The 20,735-nt window shown below is 68.9% G+C and carries 16 protein-coding genes and 1 pseudogene; 7 read left to right on the top strand and 10 right to left on the bottom strand.

What is annotated here, in order from left to right; translation table 11 throughout:
* Window positions 1-58: 58 nt before the first annotated feature.
* Genes EGT29_RS00595 through EGT29_RS00575 form a run of 5 tightly spaced genes read right to left on the bottom strand, consistent with a single transcriptional unit; the run spans window position 59 to window position 4,988 of the window.
* Window positions 59-1,072, bottom strand: coding sequence for a tripartite tricarboxylate transporter substrate binding protein (locus tag EGT29_RS00595; RefSeq protein ID WP_124687204.1), 1,014 nt, complete (start codon window positions 1,070-1,072; stop codon window positions 59-61).
* Window positions 1,073-1,110: 38 nt separating this feature from the next.
* Window positions 1,111-1,614 carry a 3-isopropylmalate dehydratase small subunit gene (locus EGT29_RS00590; protein ID WP_124687203.1) on the bottom strand — a complete coding sequence of 168 codons (504 nt, stop codon included), beginning with the start codon at window positions 1,612-1,614 and terminating at the stop codon, window positions 1,111-1,113.
* On the bottom strand, window positions 1,611-2,870 hold the full coding sequence (locus EGT29_RS00585; protein WP_124687202.1) for a 3-isopropylmalate dehydratase large subunit: 1,260 nt from the start codon (window positions 2,868-2,870) through the stop codon (window positions 1,611-1,613). Before EGT29_RS00585 ends, EGT29_RS00590 begins: the two co-directional genes overlap by 4 nt.
* A 19-nt stretch (window positions 2,871-2,889) precedes the next feature.
* The gene (locus EGT29_RS00580) at window positions 2,890-3,810 is read right to left on the bottom strand and encodes a ketopantoate reductase family protein (protein ID WP_124687201.1); all 921 of its coding nucleotides are present in this window, start codon (window positions 3,808-3,810) and stop codon (window positions 2,890-2,892) included.
* Window positions 3,811-3,821: 11 nt separating this feature from the next.
* Window positions 3,822-4,988, bottom strand: a complete 1,167-nt coding sequence (locus EGT29_RS00575; RefSeq protein WP_124692157.1) for an enolase C-terminal domain-like protein — start codon at window positions 4,986-4,988, stop codon at window positions 3,822-3,824.
* A gap of 194 nt (window positions 4,989-5,182) precedes the next feature.
* Between EGT29_RS00575 and pcaB the strand changes: the two genes are divergently transcribed.
* Both pcaB and pcaD read left to right on the top strand, forming a co-directional pair.
* A complete protein-coding gene (gene pcaB, locus EGT29_RS00570) occupies window positions 5,183-6,544 on the top strand; it encodes a 3-carboxy-cis,cis-muconate cycloisomerase (protein ID WP_161567640.1) in 1,362 nt (453 codons plus the stop codon).
* A 3-nt stretch (window positions 6,545-6,547) separates the two neighbouring features.
* Entirely contained in the window at window positions 6,548-7,714 is a 1,167-nt protein-coding gene (pcaD, locus tag EGT29_RS00565; RefSeq protein ID WP_124687199.1) for a 3-oxoadipate enol-lactonase, read from the top strand.
* A gap of 49 nt (window positions 7,715-7,763) precedes the next feature.
* Here the strand turns inward: pcaD and EGT29_RS00560 are convergent, their stop codons facing one another.
* The 5 genes from EGT29_RS00560 to EGT29_RS00545 all read right to left on the bottom strand — a co-directional run bounded on the left by EGT29_RS00560 (window position 7,764) and on the right by EGT29_RS00545 (window position 14,922).
* The gene (locus EGT29_RS00560) at window positions 7,764-9,968 is read right to left on the bottom strand and encodes a phosphocholine-specific phospholipase C (protein ID WP_124687198.1); all 2,205 of its coding nucleotides are present in this window, start codon (window positions 9,966-9,968) and stop codon (window positions 7,764-7,766) included.
* Window positions 9,969-10,008: 40 nt separating this feature from the next.
* Entirely contained in the window at window positions 10,009-10,185 is a 177-nt protein-coding gene (locus tag EGT29_RS28405; RefSeq protein WP_161567639.1) for a hypothetical protein, read from the bottom strand.
* A gap of 307 nt (window positions 10,186-10,492) precedes the next feature.
* On the bottom strand, window positions 10,493-12,355 hold the full coding sequence (locus tag EGT29_RS00555; protein ID WP_124687197.1) for a PhoX family phosphatase: 1,863 nt from the start codon (window positions 12,353-12,355) through the stop codon (window positions 10,493-10,495).
* 141 nt (window positions 12,356-12,496) lie between these two features.
* Entirely contained in the window at window positions 12,497-13,270 is a 774-nt protein-coding gene (locus EGT29_RS00550) for a citryl-CoA lyase (protein ID WP_124687196.1), read from the bottom strand.
* Between the two features lie 59 nt (window positions 13,271-13,329).
* Window positions 13,330-14,922, bottom strand: coding sequence for a class I adenylate-forming enzyme family protein (locus EGT29_RS00545; protein ID WP_124687195.1), 1,593 nt, complete (start codon window positions 14,920-14,922; stop codon window positions 13,330-13,332).
* 151 nt (window positions 14,923-15,073) lie between these two features.
* On the opposite strand from EGT29_RS00545, the gene EGT29_RS00540 reads away from it, so the two are divergent.
* The 5 genes and pseudogenes from EGT29_RS00540 to EGT29_RS00520 all read left to right on the top strand — a co-directional run bounded on the left by EGT29_RS00540 (window position 15,074) and on the right by EGT29_RS00520 (window position 20,731).
* Window positions 15,074-16,048: a tripartite tricarboxylate transporter substrate binding protein gene (locus EGT29_RS00540; RefSeq protein ID WP_161567638.1), complete on the top strand. Its 975-nt coding sequence runs from the start codon at window positions 15,074-15,076 to the stop codon at window positions 16,046-16,048.
* 74 nt (window positions 16,049-16,122) lie between these two features.
* Window positions 16,123-16,815 carry a GntR family transcriptional regulator gene (locus EGT29_RS00535; RefSeq protein WP_124687193.1) on the top strand — a complete coding sequence of 231 codons (693 nt, stop codon included), beginning with the start codon at window positions 16,123-16,125 and terminating at the stop codon, window positions 16,813-16,815.
* 355 nt (window positions 16,816-17,170) lie between these two features.
* Window positions 17,171-18,427 (top strand): annotated as a pseudogene (locus EGT29_RS00530) (malic enzyme-like NAD(P)-binding protein); the annotation flags it as partial.
* A gap of 191 nt (window positions 18,428-18,618) precedes the next feature.
* Window positions 18,619-19,584, top strand: coding sequence for a D-2-hydroxyacid dehydrogenase (locus EGT29_RS00525; RefSeq protein WP_124687191.1), 966 nt, complete (start codon window positions 18,619-18,621; stop codon window positions 19,582-19,584).
* A 103-nt stretch (window positions 19,585-19,687) separates the two neighbouring features.
* Window positions 19,688-20,731, top strand: coding sequence for an Rpn family recombination-promoting nuclease/putative transposase (locus EGT29_RS00520; RefSeq protein ID WP_124687190.1), 1,044 nt, complete (start codon window positions 19,688-19,690; stop codon window positions 20,729-20,731).
* Window positions 20,732-20,735: the final 4 nt, after the last annotated feature.

Below are 20,735 nucleotides of genomic sequence, written 5' to 3'. Positions count from 1 at the left end.
CCAGAGTGTACCCGTCCGCCTGTCCGCGCGCGGGCAGGCGGATACGAAGGGCGCGCGGCTATTGCACGCTGATGCCGGCGTCCTTGACGATGCGCGCCCACTTGGCCAGATCATCCTTGATCACGCCAGCGAAGGCCTTCGGCGTGTCGCCGATGGGCTCGCCGCCCAGTTCCTGGAAGCGGCGCCGCACGTCGTCGGCCTGCAGGATGCGCGCCAGTTCGGCATGCAGCTTTTCGATGACGGGCGCGGGCGTGCGGGCCGGCGCCAGGATGCCGTACCACGACGAGACATCGAAGCCCGGCACGCCGCCCTCGGCCACGGTGGGAATGCCGGGCGCCCCGGCCGCGCGCTTGCCCGAGGTCATCGCGATGGCCTTGAGCTTGCCGCTCTTGATGAACGGATCGGCGGTGGCCAGCGCCGTCACCAGCAGCGGCACCTGCCCGCCCACGACGTCGGTCACCGCCTGTCCGCCGCCCTTGTAGGCCACGTGCGACATGCGTATGCCCGTGCGCGACTTCAACAGTTCGCCCGCCAGGTGGCCGGTGCTGCCCAGGCCCGCGGACGAAAAGTCCAGGTCGGCGTCGGCGCGCTTGCCCAAGGCCACGAGTTCGGGCAGCGTGGACGCCTTCAATTGCGGATTGGCGACGATGATCAGCGGCACCAGCACCACCCGCGACACCGGCGCGAGGTCGCGCTCGACGTTGAACGGCAGCTTCTCGTACAGGCTGGGGTTGATCACCATGGTGCCGTCGGCCGCGAACAGCAGCGTGTAGCCGTCCGGCTCGGCCTTGGCGACGATGTCCGTGCCGATGTTGCCGTTGGCGCCGGGCCGGTTCTCGACCACCACCTGCTGGCCGAAGGCGGTGGACAGCTTCTGGCCGACCAGCCGCGCGAACACGTCGCTGGTGCCGCCCACCGCGAACGGGACGATCAGGCGGATGGGCTTGTCGGGATAGCGGGCGGCGGCCTGCGCGGACGCCGGTCCTGGCGCCGCCATCAGCAACGCGGGCAGCAGTCCGGCGGCAAGCGCGAGGCGCCGCCGGCGGCCGCATCGTCGGGGTTGGGGATCCATGCGTGTCTCCTCTGGCGTCTGTGCGCCTCGTTGGTGAGTCAGTCCGGACCGGTCTCGGCCAGCCGCCGCCTGACGTATTCCACCAGCCCGCCTTGCCGGATCATCCCGGCCAGGAAGGGCGGATGGACGGGAAACGAATAGGCGCGCGCGCCCAGCCAGACCTGTCCGCCGTCCAGGTCGACCCGGATCGCGTCGCCTTCGCGGGCATCGCGGACCGCGTCCGGACAGACCACCAGCGGCAGTCCGTTGTTGAGCGCGTTGCGAAAGAAGATGCGGGCGAAGCTCTCGGCCACGACGCAAGCGATGCCGGCCGCCTGCAGCGCCAGCACCGCATGCTCGCGCGACGAACCGCAACCGAAGTTGCGGCCCGCGACCAGCACGTCGCCGGGCTTGACCCGGGCGGCGAACCCGGGGTCCAGCGGCTCCATGCAATGGCGGGCCAACACCTCGGGACGATGCGAGGTCAGGTAGATGGCGGGAATGATGACGTCGGTATCGATGTCGTCGCCGAACCGGCGCGCCGTTGCGCTCGCTTGCGTCACAGCGCCTCCGGATGGATAAGCTCGCCCGCCACCGCGCTGGCCGCGGCGACGTGGGCATTGGCCAGGTAGACCTGGGAATCCGGGTCTCCCATGCGGCCGCGGTAATTGCGGTTGGTGGTCGCCACGCAGACCTGGCCCTCGGCCAGCACGCCCGTGCTCAGCCCGGCACAGGCGCCGCAGGTCGATGGCGACACCAGCGCGCCGGCCTCGGCGAAGATGTCGATCAGCCCCTCGGCCAACGCCTGCCGGTAGATGTCCCGCGTGGCCGGCACGACCACGCAGCGCACGCCCCGGGCCACCTTGCGTCCGCGCAGGATGGCCGCGGCCTGGCGCAGGTCGGTCAGCGTGCCGTTGGCGCAGTTGCCGATGTAGGCCTGGTCCACGCGCACGCCGCGCACCTCGGCCACCGGCGCCACGTTGCCGGGCGAGTAGGGCCTGGCGCACAGGACCGGCAGCGCATCCAGCGCCACGTCCAGGCGATCGGCATAGTCGGCGTCCACGTCTCCATGCTCGATCACGCCTGCGCCGCCCGCCGTGCGCAGCGCCCACGCCCGGGTCGCGTCGTCGGGCGGCACGATGCAGGTCTTGGCGCCGGCTTCCACCGCCATGTTGCACAAGGCCATGCGCTCGTCCATGGTCGCTTCGCCCATGCCCGGGCCGCCGAACTCCATGCTTTGGTAAGCCGCCCCATCCACGCCCAGGCGTTGAAGCAGGTGCAGGATCAGATCCTTGCCCGTCACGTAAGGCTGCCGCTCGCCGTGGAACTCGATGCGCAGCGTGGCCGGAACGGTGAACCACAGCTCGCCCATCGCCAGCGCCGCCGCGATGTCGGTGGACCCCATGCCTATGCCGATGGCGCCGAACGCGCCATAGGTGCAGGTATGGGAATCGCCGCCGACGATCAGGTCCCCCGGACGCACCAGCCCCAGCTCGGGCAGCAGCGTGTGTTCGATCCCGCCGGTGCCGATGTCGTAGTGGTGCCGCACGCCGTGCTCGTCGGCGAAGCGCTGCAGCGAACGCAGGGCGCGGGCCGAGGCCACGTCCTTGGGCGGCGCGAAATGGTCGCCCACCAACACCGCCAGATCCGGGTCGCGCAGCCGCGTCACGCCCATCTGCGCCAGCCGCTCGAAGGCGATCGGCCCGCTGATGTCGTTCAGCAGCGCCCGGTCGATCCGGGCCGTCACGATCTCGCCGGGGCGCACCCGGTCGCGTCCGGCGTGGCGGGCGAAGATCTTCTCGGTGGCGGTCATGCCCATGGCCGGCTCCCGGACGCCATCAGCGCGCCGCCCTGCGCTCGCGCTGGCGGACCAGCGCCGTCAGCGTCGCGTTGACCGGGGCCTGCATGCCCGCCAGCGCCGCTTCCCGGGGCACGGCGCCGTTGATGACGTCGATCTCGCTGGGCCGCCCGTTCTCCAGGTCCTGCAGCAGCGAGGGCCGAGCGTTGGGGATCTTCGCGCCAAAGGCCCGCACGTGGGCCACCGGGTCCTGCACGGACAGGGCCACGCCGCGCGCCCGCGCGACTTCCCAGGCCTCGACCGCCGCGGCCCGGCTGACCGGCCCCATGTCGGCATCGTCCATCACCTCGCCCACCGTCATGCCGGTCAGCGCGCAGGGCGCGCTGTAGGCGACGTTGCAGATCAGCTTCTCCCACTGCATGGCGGCGATGTTGCCCACGGCCTCGGCCTTGAAGCCGGCCGCCCGCCACAGGGCCGCGATGGCGTCCACCCGCTCGCGCGCCAACGTCGAGTAGGCGCCCATGCGGATGATCTCCATCCCGTTGTGGAAGGTGTGGCCCGGGCCGCGCATCTGCGCGCCGAAGCCGCCGGCGATGCCCACCGCCACCCGCTCCGCGCCCACGGCCCGCGCCACCAGGTCCGCGCTGCCCATGCCGTTCTGGATCGTCAGTACGCGAGTGTCCGGCCCCACGGCCGGAACCAGCCGGCCCGCCGCCTCGGCCACGTGCGCGGCCTTGACGGCGACCACGATCAGATCCATGGCTTCGTCCGGCACCTGCTCCAGCGCGCGCACCTTCACCACCCGGTCGCCGCTCGCCCCTTCCACCCGCAGGCCGTGGTCGCGCATGGCGGCGACGTGCTCGCGCCAGGTGTCCACCGCCACCACCTCGTTGCCGCTGCCCGCCAGAAGGCCGGCATAGATGGAGCCCATGGCCCCGCAACCCATCACCAGGATCTTCATGCGCGTCTCCTTCACGCCAGCAGTTGTCCGATCGCCTCGCGCAGCTCCGGCTTGCGCTCCAGCCCGAAGCCCGGCGCGCCCGACGGCGCGATGCGGCCATCGCCCGCCACGCAGTCGTCGCAATAGCCGCCGAAGGGCTGGAACACGCCGGGATAGGCCTCGCAGCCGCCCAGTTGCAGCCCCACGGCGATGTGCAGATTGATCAGGTGGCCGCCATGGGGATAGAGCTGCGCCCGCCGGTAGCCATGCGCGTCCATCTCGGCCAGGATGCGGCCGTACTCCGTCAGCCCGTAGCTCAACCCCGCGTCCATCTGGAAGATGTCCCGGTCCGCCCGCATGCCGCCGAAGCGCAGCAGGTTGCGCACGTCGGCGGCCGAGAACAGGTTCTCGCCCGTGGCCACCGCGCCGGGATAGCCTTCGATGAAGCGGCGGTTGGCATCGAAGTCCAGCGGGTCGCAGGCTTCCTCGAACCAGCGCAGCCCGTACGGCGCCATGGCCTTCGCATAGGCCGCCGCCTCGTCGACCAAGAAGCGGCCGTTGGCATCGACCGCCAGTCTGGCGCCGTCGCCCGCGACCTCCAGCGCCGCCTCGACCCGCGCCACGTCGGTGGCCAGATCGGCGCCGCCTATCTTCATCTTGAAGGCCGAGAAGCCCATGTCGCGGTAGCGCAGCAGTTCGTCGCGCAGGATGGCGCACGGATCGCCGGGATAGTAGTAGCCGCCCGCGGCATAGACATCCACGTCGTCGCGCACGCGCGAGACCCCATGCGCGCGGCTGATGGTCTGGAACGCGGGTTCGTCGTCCAGCTTGGCGTTCAGGTCCCAGAACGCCAGCTCCAGCGCGGCCACCGCCGCGGCCCGGTCGCCATGGCCGCCGGGTTTTTCGTTGCGCATCGCGCAGGCGTGCACCTTGGCGGGATCGAAGCGGCGGCCCGATTCATCCAGCAGGGATTCCGGGCGGGCGGCCAGCAGGCGCGGGAAGAAGCGCTCGCGCAGCAGGCCTGCCTGGGCGTAGCGGCCGATGGAATCGAAGGCGATGCCGGTGACCGGCTTGCCGTTGCGCACGACGTCGGTAACGACCGCCACCAGCGAGACGGTGTGCTCGGAGAAGTTGACCAGGGCGTTGGAGATGTTGCCGCGCAGCGGGACCGTGAGTTCCCGCAGCTCCTTGATGATCATGGTGCCTCGTTCCTGTGGGGTGGCGCTGGCGGCGCGCAACGGCAGCCGCTTCTTTTTCATCTTGGCCGCCAGGATAAATGCACACGTGTGCATTAGTCAAGGGAGCGCCGGGCCGGGGGAAAACCCGTGACCCGCCATGCTATCGTCATGCCCAGTCCGGCCGCCGCCGCGGCCCTTCCGATACGGCCTTCCCCATGGACGCTCTCAACGCCTTCTTCTCGACCCCGGCCATCCGGGCCATCTGGACCGACCAGGCGGTGATCGCCGCCATGATCCGCTTCGAGTCCGAACTGGCCGCCGCGCAGCGCGACTGCGGCGTCATCCCGGCCGACGCAGCCACGGCCATCATCGATACCTGCTCGTCCTTCTCGCTCGACGCCGGCAAGCTGGCGGCCGATGCCCGCGTGGCCGGCACCCTGGCCATTCCGCTGGTCAAGACGCTCAAGGCCGCGGTGGGCAAGCGCAACGAAGGCGCCGCCTCCTACGTGCACTACGGCTCGACCAGCCAGGACCTGGCCGACACCGCGATGGTCACGCTGGCCCGGCAGTCGCTCGACCTGCTGCGGACCGAACTGGTCCGGCTGAGCGACGCGCTGGCCGCGCAGGTCGAGGCCCATCGGCACACGCCGCTGCTGGGCCGCACGCTGATCCAGCCCGCCGCGCCGGTCACCTTCGGCTGGAAGGTCGCCGGCTGGCTGGACGCCGTGGGCCGCAGCAGCGCGGCGCTCAAGCGCGCGGGGGACGAGGCCTGCACGCTGCAGTTCGGCGGCGCCAACGGCACGCTGGCCACCCACTACGGCGAAGGCCAGCGCGTCGCGCGCGCACTGGCCGACCGGCTGGGCCTGCGCGTGCCCGCCATTTCCTGGCAGGGCGGCCGCGACCGTCTGGCCCGGCTGGGCAGCGAGCTGGCCATCCTGTGCGGCGCGCTGGGCAAGATCGGCCGCGACATCTCCCTGCTCATGCAGGCCGAGGTGGCCGAGGCCTTCGAACCCACGGGCGAAGGCCGCGGCGGATCGTCGGCCATGCCGCACAAGCGCAATCCCGTCTCCAGCATGTATCTGATGGACGCCGCGTACCGCGCCCCCGCGCTCGCGTCCATCCTGGCCGGCGAACTCGCTTCCGAGCACGAACGCGGCCTGGGCACCTGGCCCAATTCGCTGCCGGTGCTGGCCGACCTGTTCAGCCTTGCCGCCAGCAGCATCGCCGCCGCGGTCGACATCGCCGAGGGCGTGCGCGTCGATGCTCAGGCCATGCAGGCCAACATCGACCGCCTGTACGGCGTCGTCTATTCGGAAGGCATTTCGCTGCGGCTGTCGGCGCTGCTCGGGCCGGCGAAGGCTCAGCGCATCGTGGGCCAGGTGTGCGAGCAGGCCATTTCGCAACGTACGCCGGTGGCCGAGCTGCTCAAGCAGATTCCCGAAGTCACCGCCGTGCTCGGCGCCGGGGACATCGACATCCTGGCGGGCCCGCAGCCGCAGATCGCCGCGTGCCAGCCCATGTGCAGCGCCGTGCTGTACCAATGGCAGGAACAGAAGACCCTTATCCAGGAGGACTAAAACATGCCCCACGTTGTCAGCGGCGACGCCCGCATCTACTGGCGCAGCGACGGCGACGAAAACCTGCCGCCGCTGGTGCTGGCCAACTCCATCGGCACCGACTTCGCGGTCTGGGACGACGTGCTGCCGCGCCTGATGCGCCATTTCCGCGTGATCCGCTTCGATGCGCGCGGCCACGGCGCCTCCGACGCGCCGGCCGGCGACTACACGCTGGAGCAGTTGGGCAACGACCTGGATGCCGTCGCCACAGCCGCCGGCGCCGAAACCTTCGACTATGCCGGCGTGTCCCTGGGCGGCATGATAGGCATGTGGTACGGCATCAACAAACCGGGACGCCTGCGCCGCCTGGTGCTGTGCAACACCTCGTGCCAGATGGATCCCAAGGCCTGGCAGACCCGCATCGACACCGTGCGCGCCAACGGCATGGCCAGCATCGTCGACATGGCCATGGGCCGCTTCTTCACCCCCGAGTACGTGGAACGCAGCAGCGTCGCGTTCCAGCGCGTGCGCAATACGTTCCTGCAAACGTCCGCGACCGGCTACACCGGCTGCTGCGCGGCCATCCGCGACATGCAGGTGGCCGACGATCTGCACCGCATCCCCGTGCCCACGCTGGTCGTCACCGGCGAACGCGACGTCTCGACCCCGCCCGCCGCAGGCGAATTCATCGCCGGCCGGATCCCGGGCGCCATGACCCGCATGCTGCCCGCCGCCCACATCGCGGCCAGCGAAGTCCCGGTGCAGTTCTGCGACACGCTGGTCGAGTTCCTGACCGATCCGCCGGTCGAGACCGAACAGGACCGCTACGACTACGGCATGGCGCGCCGCCGCCAGGTGCTGAGCCCGGCCTACGTCGATGCCCGCAACGCCGCGATCACGCCCTTCAACCGCCGCTTCCAGGCCTTCATCACACGCTACGCCTGGGGCGAAGTCTGGACCTCCAGCCGCTTCGAGGACACCACCCGGCGCATCGCCGTGCTGTCGATGATGCTGGCGCTGGGCCGCTGGGAAGAGTTCGAGATGCACGTGGCCGCCGCGCTGCGCGCCGGCATCGAGCCCGCCGTCATCGAAGAAACCCTGGTGCAGGCCGCCATCTATGCTGGCGTGCCCGCGGCCAACACCGGCTTCCATCTGGCCGGCAAGGTGATCGAGAAGCACAAGCAGGGCTAGGCACCGCCCGCGAACGCCGGGAGCGCAGCCGCTCCCGGCGCCATCCCGCTCAATCCCCGGCCAGGCCCATCGCCGGATCGGTGATCGAGTCCTTGCCGCTTTCGATACGTCCGGCCACGCGGCGCTGGAACGACGCCGACGCGTCGCACGCCACGACGAAGTCGTACCATCCGCCGCTGTCGCCCACCGGCCAGCTCAATTCCCCCTCGGCTCCCGCCTCGACCGTCGCCTTCCAGGGTCCGTCCTTCCGGTAGGCCGGCGCGGACACCTCGAAGGCGCAGGGCTTGCCGCCACGGTTGTGCAGCTTGAGCTGGAGCCTGGGCGGATCGCACAATTCATAGCACGCCTGGACTTCAGGACCACCGCTGGCGGACGATTCGCCCGTGTTGCCGGCGAACTCGCGGTGATAGCCGTTAGGACCCAGCACCCACAGGTGGTACTTGCCGCCATCCGCGTCGGCGCGCCACGCGCCGTCCAGCGTCTTGCCGGCCTCGACCACGTAGCGTCGCGGCACGCGGTCCAGGTGCAGCTTGTCGTAGACGTGGAACACCGCGCCGGCGCCATCCCGGCTGGCGTTGGCGAACACCAGCGTCACGGCGCCGGCGCGCGCGTCCACCCTGGCCGTCGTGTGCAACTCGTAGGGCAGCGCACGCGAGGGGCGGGTACCCGCCTCCTGCTCCGGCAGTGCCGGATTCGCGGGCACCGGTATCCTGGGCGCCGCGGCCTGGGCCGTGGCCAGGTTGTCCACCGCGGCCTTGGTGCTGCGGCCCGCCAGCGTCGGCAGTTTCTCGCCGTTGGGATCCACGAAGTTGAAGGCCGACGTCAGGTCGCCGCACACCGCGCGCCGGTAGGCGCCGATCTGCGGTTCGCGCACGCCGAAGCGCTTCTCCAGGAACAGCAGCGTCGAAGTGTGATCGAAGGTCTGCGAATTGATCCAGCCGCCGCGGCTCCAGGGCGAGATCACCCATAGCGGCACGCGCGGGCCGGGGCCGAAGGGCTTGCCGTCCCTGGGCGGCTGTTTCGCGGTGGCGGGCGCGTAGTCGAAGTACTCGAAGGCCATGTCGGCCTCGGACAGCGTGCTGGCGCCGGCCAGCGAGCCGTCCTCGCCGCGCGACGGCGCCGACGGCGGCGGCAGGTGATCGAAAAAACCGTCGTTCTCGTCGTAGTTGACCAGCAGCACCGTCTTGCTCCAGACCTCGGGATTCGCGGTCAGCGCATCCAGCACCTGCTGCACGTACCAGCCGCCCTGCGCGGGACTCGACGGGCCGGGGTGCTCGCTGTAGGTGGACGGCGGGATGATCCACGACACCGAGGGCAGCCGGCCTTCCCGCGCGTCATCGCGCAGCGCCTGCAGGAAGCCGTCCGGCATGGTGTTGCCGAAACCCTTGGCGAGCGGGCTCAGGGCATCGTCGATGGCGGAGTCGTAGGCGGGCGACGTCCCGGGCAGGGCCACGGGCCGGCGCGCAGGCGGCATGGACTCGATGGCCGCGCGCCAGTGGCGGAAGCTCATCATCTCGTTGCAGCCGAAATTGTCGGCCAGGCTCTGGTAGACCTTCCAGCTCACGCCCGCCGCCTGCAGCCGGTCGGCATAGGTGGCCCAGGTCCAGCCTTCGGTGGAGGGGCCGACGTCGTTGCCGCCGTTGAACTCGTTGATGATGGCCGCGACCTTGTCGCCGCTCGGGCCGTTGGTGCCGGTCCAATAGAACAGGCGGTTCGGAATGGTGCCGGTGTGCATGGAACAGTGGTAGGCGTCGCAAAGCGTGAAGGCCTCGGCCAGCGCGCGCTGGAACGGCACCTCGGCGGCCTCGTAGTAGGACATCGACAGCGGCGTCTTGGCCGCGGGCCATTTGCCCATGCGGCCGTGGTCCCAGGCGGCCTGGGCGTCGGGCCAGGTGTGGGGCGTGCCGCCCGCGCGCTGCGCGTTGCCCTTGCTCACGTCCAGGCGATAGGGGGCGATGGGATTGCCCGCGGCGTCGACCTGGTGGAACACGTTCCTGCCGTCGGCCACGGGGATAGGGAAGCGGTCGCCGAATCCGCGCGCGCCGCGGAAGGTTCCGAAATAGCTGTCGAAGGCGCGGTTCTCCAGCATGACCAGCACCACGTGCTGGACATCCTGAAGGGTGCCGGTGGCATTGTTGGCATCGATGGCCAGCGCGCGGCGGATGCTGGGCGGGAAAGTGGCCAGCGCGGCGGCGGCGCCGGCGGAGCCGAGCGATGTGCGCAGGAACCTGCGCTTGGACGAATCGAAAGTCATGTCTGGAATCCGGTGGGTTGACGGAGGGCCAAGCGCCCGCTCAGGGCGCGGGCGCGCAATGGGCCGTCGTGCAGGCGGGAGGCGTGGTTCCGCCGTCGCCCCCCGGCGATCCGCCGCCGTCATCGCCGCCACAGGCGGCAAGCAGGAGCGCCAGGCACAGCGTACCGGAGCCCAGCAGCGGTCTGCCGAGCAAAACGTACAAGGAGGTCGTTTTCATGATCGAAGGTCGTTGGCGTTGGACAACGGCCTGGCCCGCCCGCGCAAGCGTGGAAAACCGCTTGCGCGATACGGTAGAGCAAGCGCACGCTAGCGCAATAATCTGCGCCAACTCTTGCTTTCAGGCCCCTGGACATTCATCACGTGACGGGCCGGATTGTCCGCATGCGCCATGTCAGTCCGATGACCGGGCGGATAGGCGGCGCAGGACATATGTAAGGAAATACCAAAAAAAACCCGGATGGCCAGGCCATCCGGGCTGTAAATGGGGGTGTGCCTAACCGCGGCAACGCCCCCTCCTTGATTGTTCAGGCGCCCACGGGCTTGCCGTCCTTCCGGCTGACCACGATCGTGGCGGACCGCGCGTCGCCGCCGCCGGCGCGCTTGGTGTTCCACGCGCCGTTCGGGTGCTGGATGTTGATGAAGAAGGTCGCGAGGTCGGGGGTATAGGCGATGCCCGTGATCTCGCAGCCCTTGGGGCCCACCAGGAAGCGCTTGGATTCGCCCGTTTCCTGGTCGATGTAGTACATCGAGTTGTTGCCGAAGATGTCGGTGATGTTCGAACCCGTGCCCGAGTCGGTCTGCACCCACAGGCGGCCCTGGGGATCGACGCGGATGCCGTCGGGGCTGGAGAACTCGTCGCCCTTGATGTTGCCGGTCACGTTGGCCGCGGCGCCGTCCGCCGGGTCCTGGCCGGCCAGCAGCAGCAGTTCCCATTCGAAGGTCGTGGCCAGCGGAGAATCGCCGCGTTCCTTCCAGCGCACGATGTGGCCGTGCGAATTGCTGATGCGCGGGTTGGCGGCGCTGGTGCGCTTGCGGCTGCCGTTGTTGGTCAGCGTGCAATAGACGGTCTTGTCCACGCCCACCGTGATCCACTCGGGGCGGTCCATCAGCGTGGCGCCGGCCACGCGCGCGGCGACCTTGGTGTTGATCAGTACGTCGGCCTGGCTGGCGAAGTTGACGATGACGGGCTTGGGCGGCTGGTCCGGCGCGGTCTGCGTGTAGTTGCCCGGATCGATGGCGTTCAGCGTGAGGTTGTTCTTGCCATGCGTCAGCTCGACCCAGTTGCCGGTGCCGTCGTCGTTGAAGCGGGCGGCGTACAGCGTGCCTTCGTCCAGCAGGTTCAGGTTGGCCGCGCGGTTCTTGGGATCGTAGGCCTTGCTGGGGATGAACTTGTAGATGCAGCCCGGCGTGCCGTCGTCGCCCATGTAGAACGCGACGCGGTTGGCCTCGTTCGTCATGTAGGCGGTGTTCTCGTGGTCGAAGCGGCCCATGGCGGTGCGCTTGACCGCGGTCGAGGTCGGCGTCTGGGGATCGATCTCGACCACCCAGCCGTAGCCCTTCTCGTCCTGCGTGGGATCCAGGTAGTTGTCAGTCGTCTCTTCGCAGGTCAGGTACGTGCCCCAGGGCGTCGGGCCGCTGGCGCAGTTGTTCAGCGTGCCCACCACCTTGCGGGTGCTGTTGACCGCCGAGGCGGCCGGGCCGCCGACGTTGTAGACGGTGTTGCCGGTATAGCGCTTGTTGTAGCGGGAGTTGGCCTTGACCGTCCAGTTGCCGTCGTCGCCGCGCGCGATCTCGACGACCGAGACGCCGACGTTGGACAGGCGCGTCTTGGTGCCTTCCACGGTCAGGTTCAGCGTGGCGTTATCGGTGCTTTCGTGGTTCAGGACCAGCAGGCCGCCCTTGTTGGGATCGACGCCGTCCAGCGCGTAGTAGTGCATGCCGTCGTGCTGGCCGCCGGCCTGCGTCTCGGTGTCCGGCCACGACTGGGGCGTGCCGGCGTATCCGGCGGAACCCGCCTCGCACTTGTCGCCGGCCGAATACAGGACCTGCACCTGGTAATCCTTGGGCACGGTCACGGTGTCGGCCGTGATCTTGTCGGCCAGCCGCTCGAACTTGACCGAGTAGTCGGGGCCGACCGGATCGGTACCGCCACCGCCACCGCCGCCTCCACCGCCACCCGGCGCCGGCGCGGAATCGCCATCGCTGCCACAGGCGGCCAGCGTCGTCGCACCGAAGACCGACAGGATCGACAGGCCGAAGCTGTTCCTGAGCAACGTGCGGCGTGCGGGGTTGGCGGCGACGATCTCGTCGAACATCTGGCCGGGGACGGTGACTTCTCCCTGCGCCTCGCGGGACGGAGCGCGCAATTTATCTGTCAGATAGGACATTCAAACCTCGTGGTGTGGAAAGACGGCATTAAGCTGCTTGTCAGCTTGACCGAGCGCGAGGTTAAAAGACCCATGTGACATCCGGGTTACGGACGAAAAAAGTCCGCCCCTCGGGGCGGACCCGGAAGCGCCTGTCGGGAATCAGCGCAGGTGCGCGGTGGCTTCTTCCTCGACCATGGCCTTGATCTCGCGGGCCATCGGCTCGCGCAGTTCTTCCAGCACGTGCGCCACCAGCCCGATGGCCCGCGACATGACGCCTATGCCCCGGACCACGCGCCAGGGAATGCCCAGTTCGCTGGCCACCGCGGCGATGGCGCCGGTGGCGTTGACCGGCAGGCTCTTGCCCAGGCGCGCCTGCGCCGCCTCGGCCACCGCCTGCATCAGGGCCACGTAAGGGCCGCCGTAGCCGTTTTCACGGGCGATCTCGAACAGGCGCGGGGCGCGCGGATCGACCGGCTTGTGGATGTGATGGCCGATACCGGGAACCGTACGGCCGCGCGCCGCGTGCTCGTCGACGATGCGGGCGGCCAGGGCGGCGATGTCGCCGGGCTGGGCCGGATCCGGCAACGCATCCTGCAGCATGCGGGCGGCATTCTCCATGCTGCCGACGAATACGCTGCCCAGGCCGCTCAGCCCGGCCGCCACCGCCGCCTGCATGGCCTCGGGCGCGCCCGCCAGCGTCATGCGGGTCACGATGGCACTGGGCGTCATGCCGTGCTCGACCAGGATCACCGCCAGCGCGTTGAACACGCGCGACTCGCGCTCGTTGGGCAGGCGGTCCATCATTTCCAGGAAAGCCATGTCGCCCAGCGACACCTTCCCCATGATGTCCTGGCACAGGTCCAGCCCCTTGATGGTGATCTTGTCTTCGGTGCTCCAGCAGATGTCGGTCTTCAGTTGCTTGCGCTTGGCCATGGGTCGTGTCTCCTTCGATGTCCGGTTCGCATTGTGCCCGCGGCAGGCGGGCGATGGGTTCAGGCTTGCAAGTCCACGGTCCGCTCCCTGACGGCGGGATCGTCGCGCAGCAGGTTCTTGGCGATCTTGTGCGTGGGCGTGTGTGGCAGCTCCGGCAGCAGCGCCACGTAGCGCGGCACCTTGATAGCGGCCAGCCGGTCGCGGCACCACTCGGCCACGTCGGATTCGGCCAGCGCGGCGCCCGGGCGCGGCGCCACCACCACCAGGATCTCGTCCTCGCCCAGTTCGGACGGCACGGCCAGGGCCGCCGCCTCGAACACGGCGGGGTGCTCGTTGATGACCATTTCGAGTTCGGCGGCGGCGATGTTCTCGCCGCGGCGCCGGATGATGTCCTTCTTGCGCGAGACGTGGAAGAAGAAACCGTCGGCATCGCGCCGGACCAGGTCGCCGGTCTTGAGCCACTCGCCGTCGAAGGCCTGGCGAGTCTGTTCGGGATCGCGGAAATAGCCCTGCATGACGATGGGCGTGGCCACCCACAGTTCACCGATCTCGTCCACGCCCACGTCGTGGCCGGCGTCGTCCACCACCCGGCATCGCGCCCAGGGCCGGGCCGGATCCGGGTGCGCGGCCACCACGCCCATGCTGCCCGGTTTGTCGGGCCCGTCGTAGGGATTGCAGGTGACGCCCGGGATCTCGGTCATGCCGAATCCCGAGAACAGGTGCGGCACGCCGAACTCGTCGCGGAACGCGGGCGCCGACTTCCTGCGCACGCCGTACACCACGCGCAGGCGGTGATCGGGCCGGTACTCGCGCCGGTCGCGGGACGCCAGGATGGTGCCGATGGCCTCGATGATGTTGACCACCGTAGCGCCGTTGTCGGCCGCCACCTGCCAGAAGGTGGAGGCGGAGAAGCGCGGCACCAGGATCATCGCCGCCCCGGATGCCAGCACGCCGCCCACCGAATAGAACAGCGCGTTCATGTGGAAGAACGGCAGGATGACCATCAGCCTGTCGTCCGGTTGCAGGTGCACGCGCGCGACGTTGGCCTCGCCCGCGGTCACGAGGTTGTACTGGCTGTGCATGACCCCCTTGGGGAAGCCCGTGGTGCCGGAGGTATAGATGATGACGCAGGTATCGGACGCCGCCGGGACGGGTAGCGCACCCTCGGCCACGGGCTGCGCCAGCGCGGCGGCCAGCGAGCCGGCATCGTCCGCCGGGCCGTCCGTCGCCATCAGCCAGGGAGGCGCCGGAAGCGCGGCGGCGATCGGCCGCACCAGATCGAGGAGGCGCGTCTGGACCAGGATGCCCTGCACCTCGGCGTGCCGCAGCGCGTAGTCCATCTCGCGCGGACCGAAATCGGGATTGACCGGCACCATGGTGGCCCCCAGCCGGGCCAGCGCGAACAGCGCCAGCACGTGTGCCCGGTCGTTGCGCCCGACCACCGCCACGCGCGAACCGGGTCCTATCCCCCGCGCGGCCAGGACATGGGCCAGGTGTTCATACCGCTGGCCGAATTCGCCCCAGCTCCAGCACTCGCCATCCTGGATCAGGAAAGGCTGGGACGCGCGGTCGGCGCACCGGCTCCGGAAAGCATCGTGCAGGGTCCCGTCGTGGGGACGATAGCGGTTCAGGACTTCGAGCGGACTTTTCATGGTCGAGCGGCCGGAAACAGAGAATTCGACCTTGCCAGTTTACTTCCTGGATACGTGCGTGCACAATTGTATTCAAACGCATACCGATAGCGCCCGACCCCCGCCTGCGGCGGCGCAACGGGCACGAACCCCGGCCCCCTCAGGAGGAGACATGAAGCACGCATTCGGCGCAGCGGTCTGTCTGGCCGCTTTCGCCCTGCCCGGCCACGCCGCGCCGGCCGACCACTATCCCGAAAAACCCGTCCGTATCGTGGTGCCATTCGCCGCGGGCGGCGGCGGCGATTTCATCGCCCGCGCCTTCGCCGACAAGCTGTCGGCCACGCTGAAGCAGCCGGTCATCATCGACAACCGCGGTGGCGGCAATACCGTGACGGGCACCGAGGCCGTCGCCAAGGCCGAGCCCGACGGCTACACGCTGCTGATCGTCAGCCCCAGCTTCGCCACCAACCCCACGCTGCTGCCCAGGCTGCCCTACCGGACACCGGATGATTTCGCGCCCATCGGCCTGGTCATCACCTATGCGATGGGGCTGGCCGCGCGCGCCAACCTGCCCGCCAACGACATCCCCCAATTGCTGGAACTGGCCGCCAGGCAGCCGGGCAAGCTGACCATCGCCACCTCGGGCGAGGGATCCGCCTCGCACCTGGCCACCGAGCTGTTCAAGGCCGCCACCCACGCCAACATCCTGGACGTGCCCTATCGCGGCGCCGGACCCGCCATGCTCGACGTCGCCAGCGGCCACGTGGACCTCGCGTTTACCGGCCTGTCGCAGATCAAGCCCCACCTGGACAGCAAGCGGGCCAAGCTGCTGGCCACCAGCGGACTGCGGCGCCTGCAGTCGGCGCCCGACGTCAAGACCATCGCCGAACAGGGCGTCAAGGATTTCGAGGCGGTGGTGTGGTGGGGCATGTTCGCGCCGGCGGGCACGCCCAAGCCCATCATCGACAAGATCAACAGCGCGCTGCGCACCAGCCTCGCCGACCCGGAGGTCGCCAAGCGGTTCGAGGTCATCGACGGCGAGGTCCGCGTGTCGTCGCCGGCGGAATTCGACCGCTTCGTGCGCGAGGAGATCGCCCGCTGGAGCAAGCTGCTCAAACCTTCCAAGGCCACGACGGCTTCGCCTTGAACGAGCGCGGCAAGCGGGGGCAAGGGACGGACTTGGTTATGATCCCTGCTTTGCCACCCGCCATTCCGCCGTCCATGCCCAGAAAGAAAGCGGCGCCCGCCGTGCCCAGCGCGAAAAGCCTGGGACAGACCTCGTGCTCGCGCGGCGAGCAGGCCTACCAGTATGTGCGCACCGCCATCCACACCGGCGAACTGGCTCCCGGCACGCGCCTGCGCGAGATCGAGCTGGCCGAACTGCTGGGCCTGAGCCGCACGCCCGTGCGCGAGGCCCTGAGCCGCCTGGAGAACGAAGGGCTCCTCGTGAACGAATCGGGCCGCGGACTCATCGTGACCGAACTCGACCAGAGCATGGTCAACGAGCTGTACGTCATGCGCGAGGTGCTGGAAGGCACGGCCGCGCGGCTGGCCGCGCGCCACGCCTCCGACGTGGAAGTCTCGGCCCTGCGGGAGATCGCCGACCGCGATGCCCACCTGGCCGGCCAGCCCGAGCAGCTCGCCATCAACAACCGCTTCTTCCATGACACGCTGTACCGCTGCGCCCACAACCGCTATCTGCTGAAGACGCTCAATTCGCTGCAGGAATCGATGGCGCTGCTGGGCCCCACCACGCTGACCATACCGGGGCGCGCCGACAGCAGCTCGCGCGAACACCAGGAAATGGTGGCGGCGCTGGAGCAGCGCGACCCCGATCTTGCCGAACGCATCACGCGCGAACACATCCGCGCCGCCTACAAGGTGCGGCTGACCCGCATGCTTCGCGCGCTGTGACGCGCGCCCCGGGCTGGCGATAGTTGCCTCTCCGCAACTATCGCCCGCGCCGTCATGTACGACCCGGTGCCGGGACCTTGGCCGCGCTTGTTTGTTGTAACGCAGCATCCTCGGGCGCGTACGCGCACGGCCCTCGCCATGGCATACGCAAACCCTCTCGCCCCCCACAAGACCCTGCCGCGCGATGCTGCGTCGCATGATCGTTGCGATGCGCATCGACCCTTGCCACGCCCTGCCCGTGCGGCCGCGAATGCACCGCCCCAGGCGGCCCGGCGGGCCAGGCCAAGCGCCGTGCCGTGCTCAACCGGGCATACAATGTTCGTTCACGTGCCGCTACTGTTCTACATATAAAACAATGGATTCTTCGCTTACCGATCAGGCGCTCGCCTATCATCAGTTCCCCATCGCCGGAAAGATCTCCGTCGTCCCCACCAAGCCCCTCGACAACCAGCACGACCTGTCGCTGGCCTATTCCCCCGGCGTCGCCGCCGCGTGCGAAGCCATCGCCAACGACCAGCAGGCCACGCGCTACTACACGTCGCGCTCGAACCTGGTGGCGGTCATCTCCAACGGCACCGCCGTGCTCGGTCTGGGCAACATCGGCCCGTACGCCGCCAAGCCCGTCATGGAAGGCAAGGCCTGCCTGTTCCAGAAGTTCGCGGGCATCAACGTCTTCGACATCGAACTGGCCGAGACGGACCCCGACAAGCTGGTCGACGCCATCGCGATGATGGAGCCCACGTTCGGCGGCATCAATCTCGAGGACATCAAGGCGCCCGAGTGCTTCTACATTGAGCGCAAACTGACCGAGCGCATGTCGATCCCGGTCTTCCATGACGACCAGCACGGCACGGCCATCGTCGCCTCCGCCGGCATCGTCAACGGCCTGAAGCTGGCCGAGAAGTCCCTGGACCAGGTCAAGCTGGTCTGCTCGGGCGCCGGCGCCGCGGCCATCGCGTGCCTGGACCTGCTGGTGCGCCAGGGGCTGAAGAAGGAAAACATCCTGCTGGTGGACTCCAAGGGCGTGGTCTACGAAGGCCGCGACGCGTCGATGGAATTCAACAAGTCGCGCTATGCCTCCACCAGCGCCGCGCGCACGCTGGCCGACGCGGTCAAGGACGCCGACGTCTTCCTGGGATGCTCCGCCGCCGGATTGCTGACGCCGGAAATGGTCTCGACCATGGCGCTGCGCCCCCTGATCCTGGCGCTGGCCAATCCCGAACCCGAGATCCGTCCGGAAGTGGCCCGCGCCGTCCGCTCGGACTGCCTGATCGCGACGGGACGTTCGGACTACCCGAACCAGGTCAACAACGTCCTTTGCTTTCCCTTCCTGTTCCGCGGCGCGCTGGACGTGGAGGCCATGCGCATCACCGACGAAATGAAGCTCGCCTGCGTGAACGCCATCGCCAATCTCGCGCAGCAGCCCATCCCGCCCGAAGTCGCCAAGGCCTATCCCAACCACAAGCTGGAGTTCGGCCCGGACTACTTCATCCCCACGCCGTTCGACCCCCGCCTGATCAGCGAAGTCGCGTCCGCCGTCGCGCTGGCCGCGATGGATTCGGGCGTCGCGCGCCGTCCCATCGGCGACATCGACGCCTATCGCCAGTCGCTGCTGAAGTAGTCTTCCCACACGCTGGCGCAGGAGCGGAACGGCAATTTGCCTTCCGCCCTGGCGGCGTGCGGATCATCACCTGCTGGATACCCATCCAGGGCACAGCGGATCCGGCTCTGCCGGTCCGCCAGTGCCGCCCCCTTGGGGGCGCGCGAAGCGCGTAGGGGGGATCCATCCATTGAGGGCTTCTCATGTCGTCGTTCACGCACAAGATCGTCTTCCTGGACCGGGCCAGCCTGCAGGCCACCATCCGGCCACCCGCCTTCTCTCACACCTGGGTCGATCACGAGATTTCCTCGCGCGATGAGGTCGTGGCGCGATTGAAGGATGCGTCCATCGCCGTCACCAACAAGGTGCCGCTGCGCCGCGCCGAACTGGACCAGTTGCCGGGGCTGAAGATGATCGCCGTGGCCGCGACCGGCACGGACATCATCGACCTGGCCGCCTGCCAGGAACGCGGCATCGTCGTATCGAACATCCGCAACTACGCCACGGCCTCGCTGCCCGAACACACCTTCGCGCTCATCCTGGCGCTGCGGCGCAACCTGCGCGCCTATGCCGCCGACGTCGAAGCCGGCAAGTGGCAACGGTCGCAGCAGTTCTGTTTCCTCGACTACCCCATACGCGACCTGGCCGGCAGCCGGCTGGGCATCGTCGGCTACGGCGCGCTGGGACGATCGGTAGCCGCGCTGGGCCGCGCCTTCGGCATGGAGATCTGCGTCGCCAGCCGCTCGCCGGTGGACGAGCCGGGCATCGTGAACCTGCCCCTGCCGGAACTGCTGCGCACCGCGGACGTCGTCACGCTGCACCTGCCGCTCAGCGCCGCGACGCGCAACATGATCGGCCGCGCCGAACTGGCTTCCATGAAGCCCACCGCACTGCTCATCAACACCGCCCGCGGCGGGCTGGTGGACGAGGCGGCGCTGGCCGAGGCCCTGCGCGCCGGCACCATCGCCGGCGCCGGCTTCGACGTGGCCGATGGTGAACCGCCCACCGACGCCAATCCGCTGCTGCACGTCGGGCAACCGAATTTCATCCTGACCCCGCACGTGGCCTGGGCCAGCCAGGAAGCCATGCAGACGCTGGCCGACCAGCTGGTGGACAACCTGGAAGCCTTCGTCGCGGGCAAGCCGCGCAACGTGGTCCTGCCGAAGTAGAACTCGCGCATACGCGCAATTCCTCATGGACGATCCGTGGCCATGGATCGTCCATGAGAACGGAACGGGGCTAGGGTAGAGGGGTCTCTGTCAAGGATCTCTCATGCAGCCCACCGTCGGCTTCGTCCCGTCCTCCGCCCCCAGGCCCGCCTTCACGCTGTCGGAGCCGGAGCAGCCGCTTTCGGCAGATTCCTCCCGACGGGCGCCGCCCCCTCTCCTCGACCTGCGCAACGATCTGGTCTTCAAGCTGCTGTTCACGCGCGCGCCGCATCTGCTGGCCGACCTGATCAACGCCGTGCGCCACGACGAGACTCCCATCGTCGTCGAACGCATTCTCAACCCCCAGCTCGATGCCAGCGATCTGGACGGCAAGACCATCGTGCTGGATCTGCACGCGCGCGACGCGACCGGCCAGCTCTACAACATCGAGATGCAGGTGCGGCGCTACGAGCGCTGGCCGGCCCGCAGCGCCTACTACCTGGCCCGCACGCTGTCCGAGCAGATCCAGCGGGGCCAGGACTATGAACTGCTCAAGCCGGCGATCGCCATCCATTTCCTGGCGCACGATCTGTTCGACGATCCCGGGCAGGCGGACTGGCGTTTCGAATTGCGCGACCGGCGCCAGCCCACGATACGACTGGGCAAGGAACTCCAACTGCATATAATCGAACTACCCAAGGCGGAGCGCCTGGGGTGCCTGCCGGCGGCGCTGTCGGCCTGGGTCGCGTGTTTCCAGCACGGATGGGAGGAAGCCAGCATGAAGGACATCACCCACGAACCGGTGCGCGAAGCGGTCGGCAGGCTGAAGGTCCTGACCATGGACGAAGATGCGCGCTGGCGCGCGTATGCCCGCGAGAAGGCGATCGCCGACGATGCGGCGGCGCTGGCCTACGCGACTCGGACAGGGTTGGAACAGGGTCTCACGCGAGGACTTGAACAAGGTCTCGAACAAGGTCTCGAACAAGGACTTGAACAAGGCCGCCGGCAAGGCGAGTCCGCCCTGCTCGAACGCCTCCTGGCCCGCCGCTTCGGCCCCCTGCCCGATGCCACGATCCAGCGCCTGCGCGACGCGTCGAGCCTCGACTTGGAAACCTGGTCCGCCAACCTGCTGGATGCCGCCACCTTGGCCGAGGTCTTCGGCGAATAATCCG

The sequence above is a fragment of the Pigmentiphaga sp. H8 genome (assembly GCF_003854895.1).
Classification (GTDB): domain Bacteria; phylum Pseudomonadota; class Gammaproteobacteria; order Burkholderiales; family Burkholderiaceae_B; genus Pigmentiphaga.
This window is presented reverse-complemented; position numbering and strand designations above follow the sequence as displayed.

Bases quoted from the DNA above. Each gene is read 5' to 3' on its own strand.
- EGT29_RS00595 (WP_124687204.1), bottom strand. From the start codon at position 1,072: ATGGATCCCCAACCCCGACGATGCGGCCGCCGGCGGCGCCTCGCGCTT.
- EGT29_RS00575 (WP_124692157.1), bottom strand. From the start codon at position 4,988: ATGATCATCAAGGAGCTGCGGGAACTCACGGTCCCGCTGCGCGGCAAC.
- pcaD (WP_124687199.1), top strand. From the start codon at position 6,548: ATGCCCCACGTTGTCAGCGGCGACGCCCGCATCTACTGGCGCAGCGAC.
- EGT29_RS00550 (WP_124687196.1), bottom strand. From the start codon at position 13,270: ATGGCCAAGCGCAAGCAACTGAAGACCGACATCTGCTGGAGCACCGAA.
- EGT29_RS00540 (WP_161567638.1), top strand. From the start codon at position 15,074: ATGAAGCACGCATTCGGCGCAGCGGTCTGTCTGGCCGCTTTCGCCCTG.
- EGT29_RS00535 (WP_124687193.1), top strand. From the start codon at position 16,123: ATGCCCAGAAAGAAAGCGGCGCCCGCCGTGCCCAGCGCGAAAAGCCTG.
- pcaB (WP_161567640.1), top strand. From the start codon at position 5,183: ATGGACGCTCTCAACGCCTTCTTCTCGACCCCGGCCATCCGGGCCATC.
- EGT29_RS00520 (WP_124687190.1), top strand. From the start codon at position 19,688: ATGCAGCCCACCGTCGGCTTCGTCCCGTCCTCCGCCCCCAGGCCCGCC.
- EGT29_RS00580 (WP_124687201.1), bottom strand. From the start codon at position 3,810: ATGAAGATCCTGGTGATGGGTTGCGGGGCCATGGGCTCCATCTATGCC.
- EGT29_RS00555 (WP_124687197.1), bottom strand. From the start codon at position 12,355: ATGTCCTATCTGACAGATAAATTGCGCGCTCCGTCCCGCGAGGCGCAG.
- EGT29_RS00560 (WP_124687198.1), bottom strand. From the start codon at position 9,968: ATGACTTTCGATTCGTCCAAGCGCAGGTTCCTGCGCACATCGCTCGGC.
- EGT29_RS00585 (WP_124687202.1), bottom strand. From the start codon at position 2,870: ATGGGCATGACCGCCACCGAGAAGATCTTCGCCCGCCACGCCGGACGC.
- EGT29_RS00545 (WP_124687195.1), bottom strand. From the start codon at position 14,922: ATGAAAAGTCCGCTCGAAGTCCTGAACCGCTATCGTCCCCACGACGGG.
- EGT29_RS28405 (WP_161567639.1), bottom strand. From the start codon at position 10,185: ATGAAAACGACCTCCTTGTACGTTTTGCTCGGCAGACCGCTGCTGGGC.
- EGT29_RS00525 (WP_124687191.1), top strand. From the start codon at position 18,619: ATGTCGTCGTTCACGCACAAGATCGTCTTCCTGGACCGGGCCAGCCTG.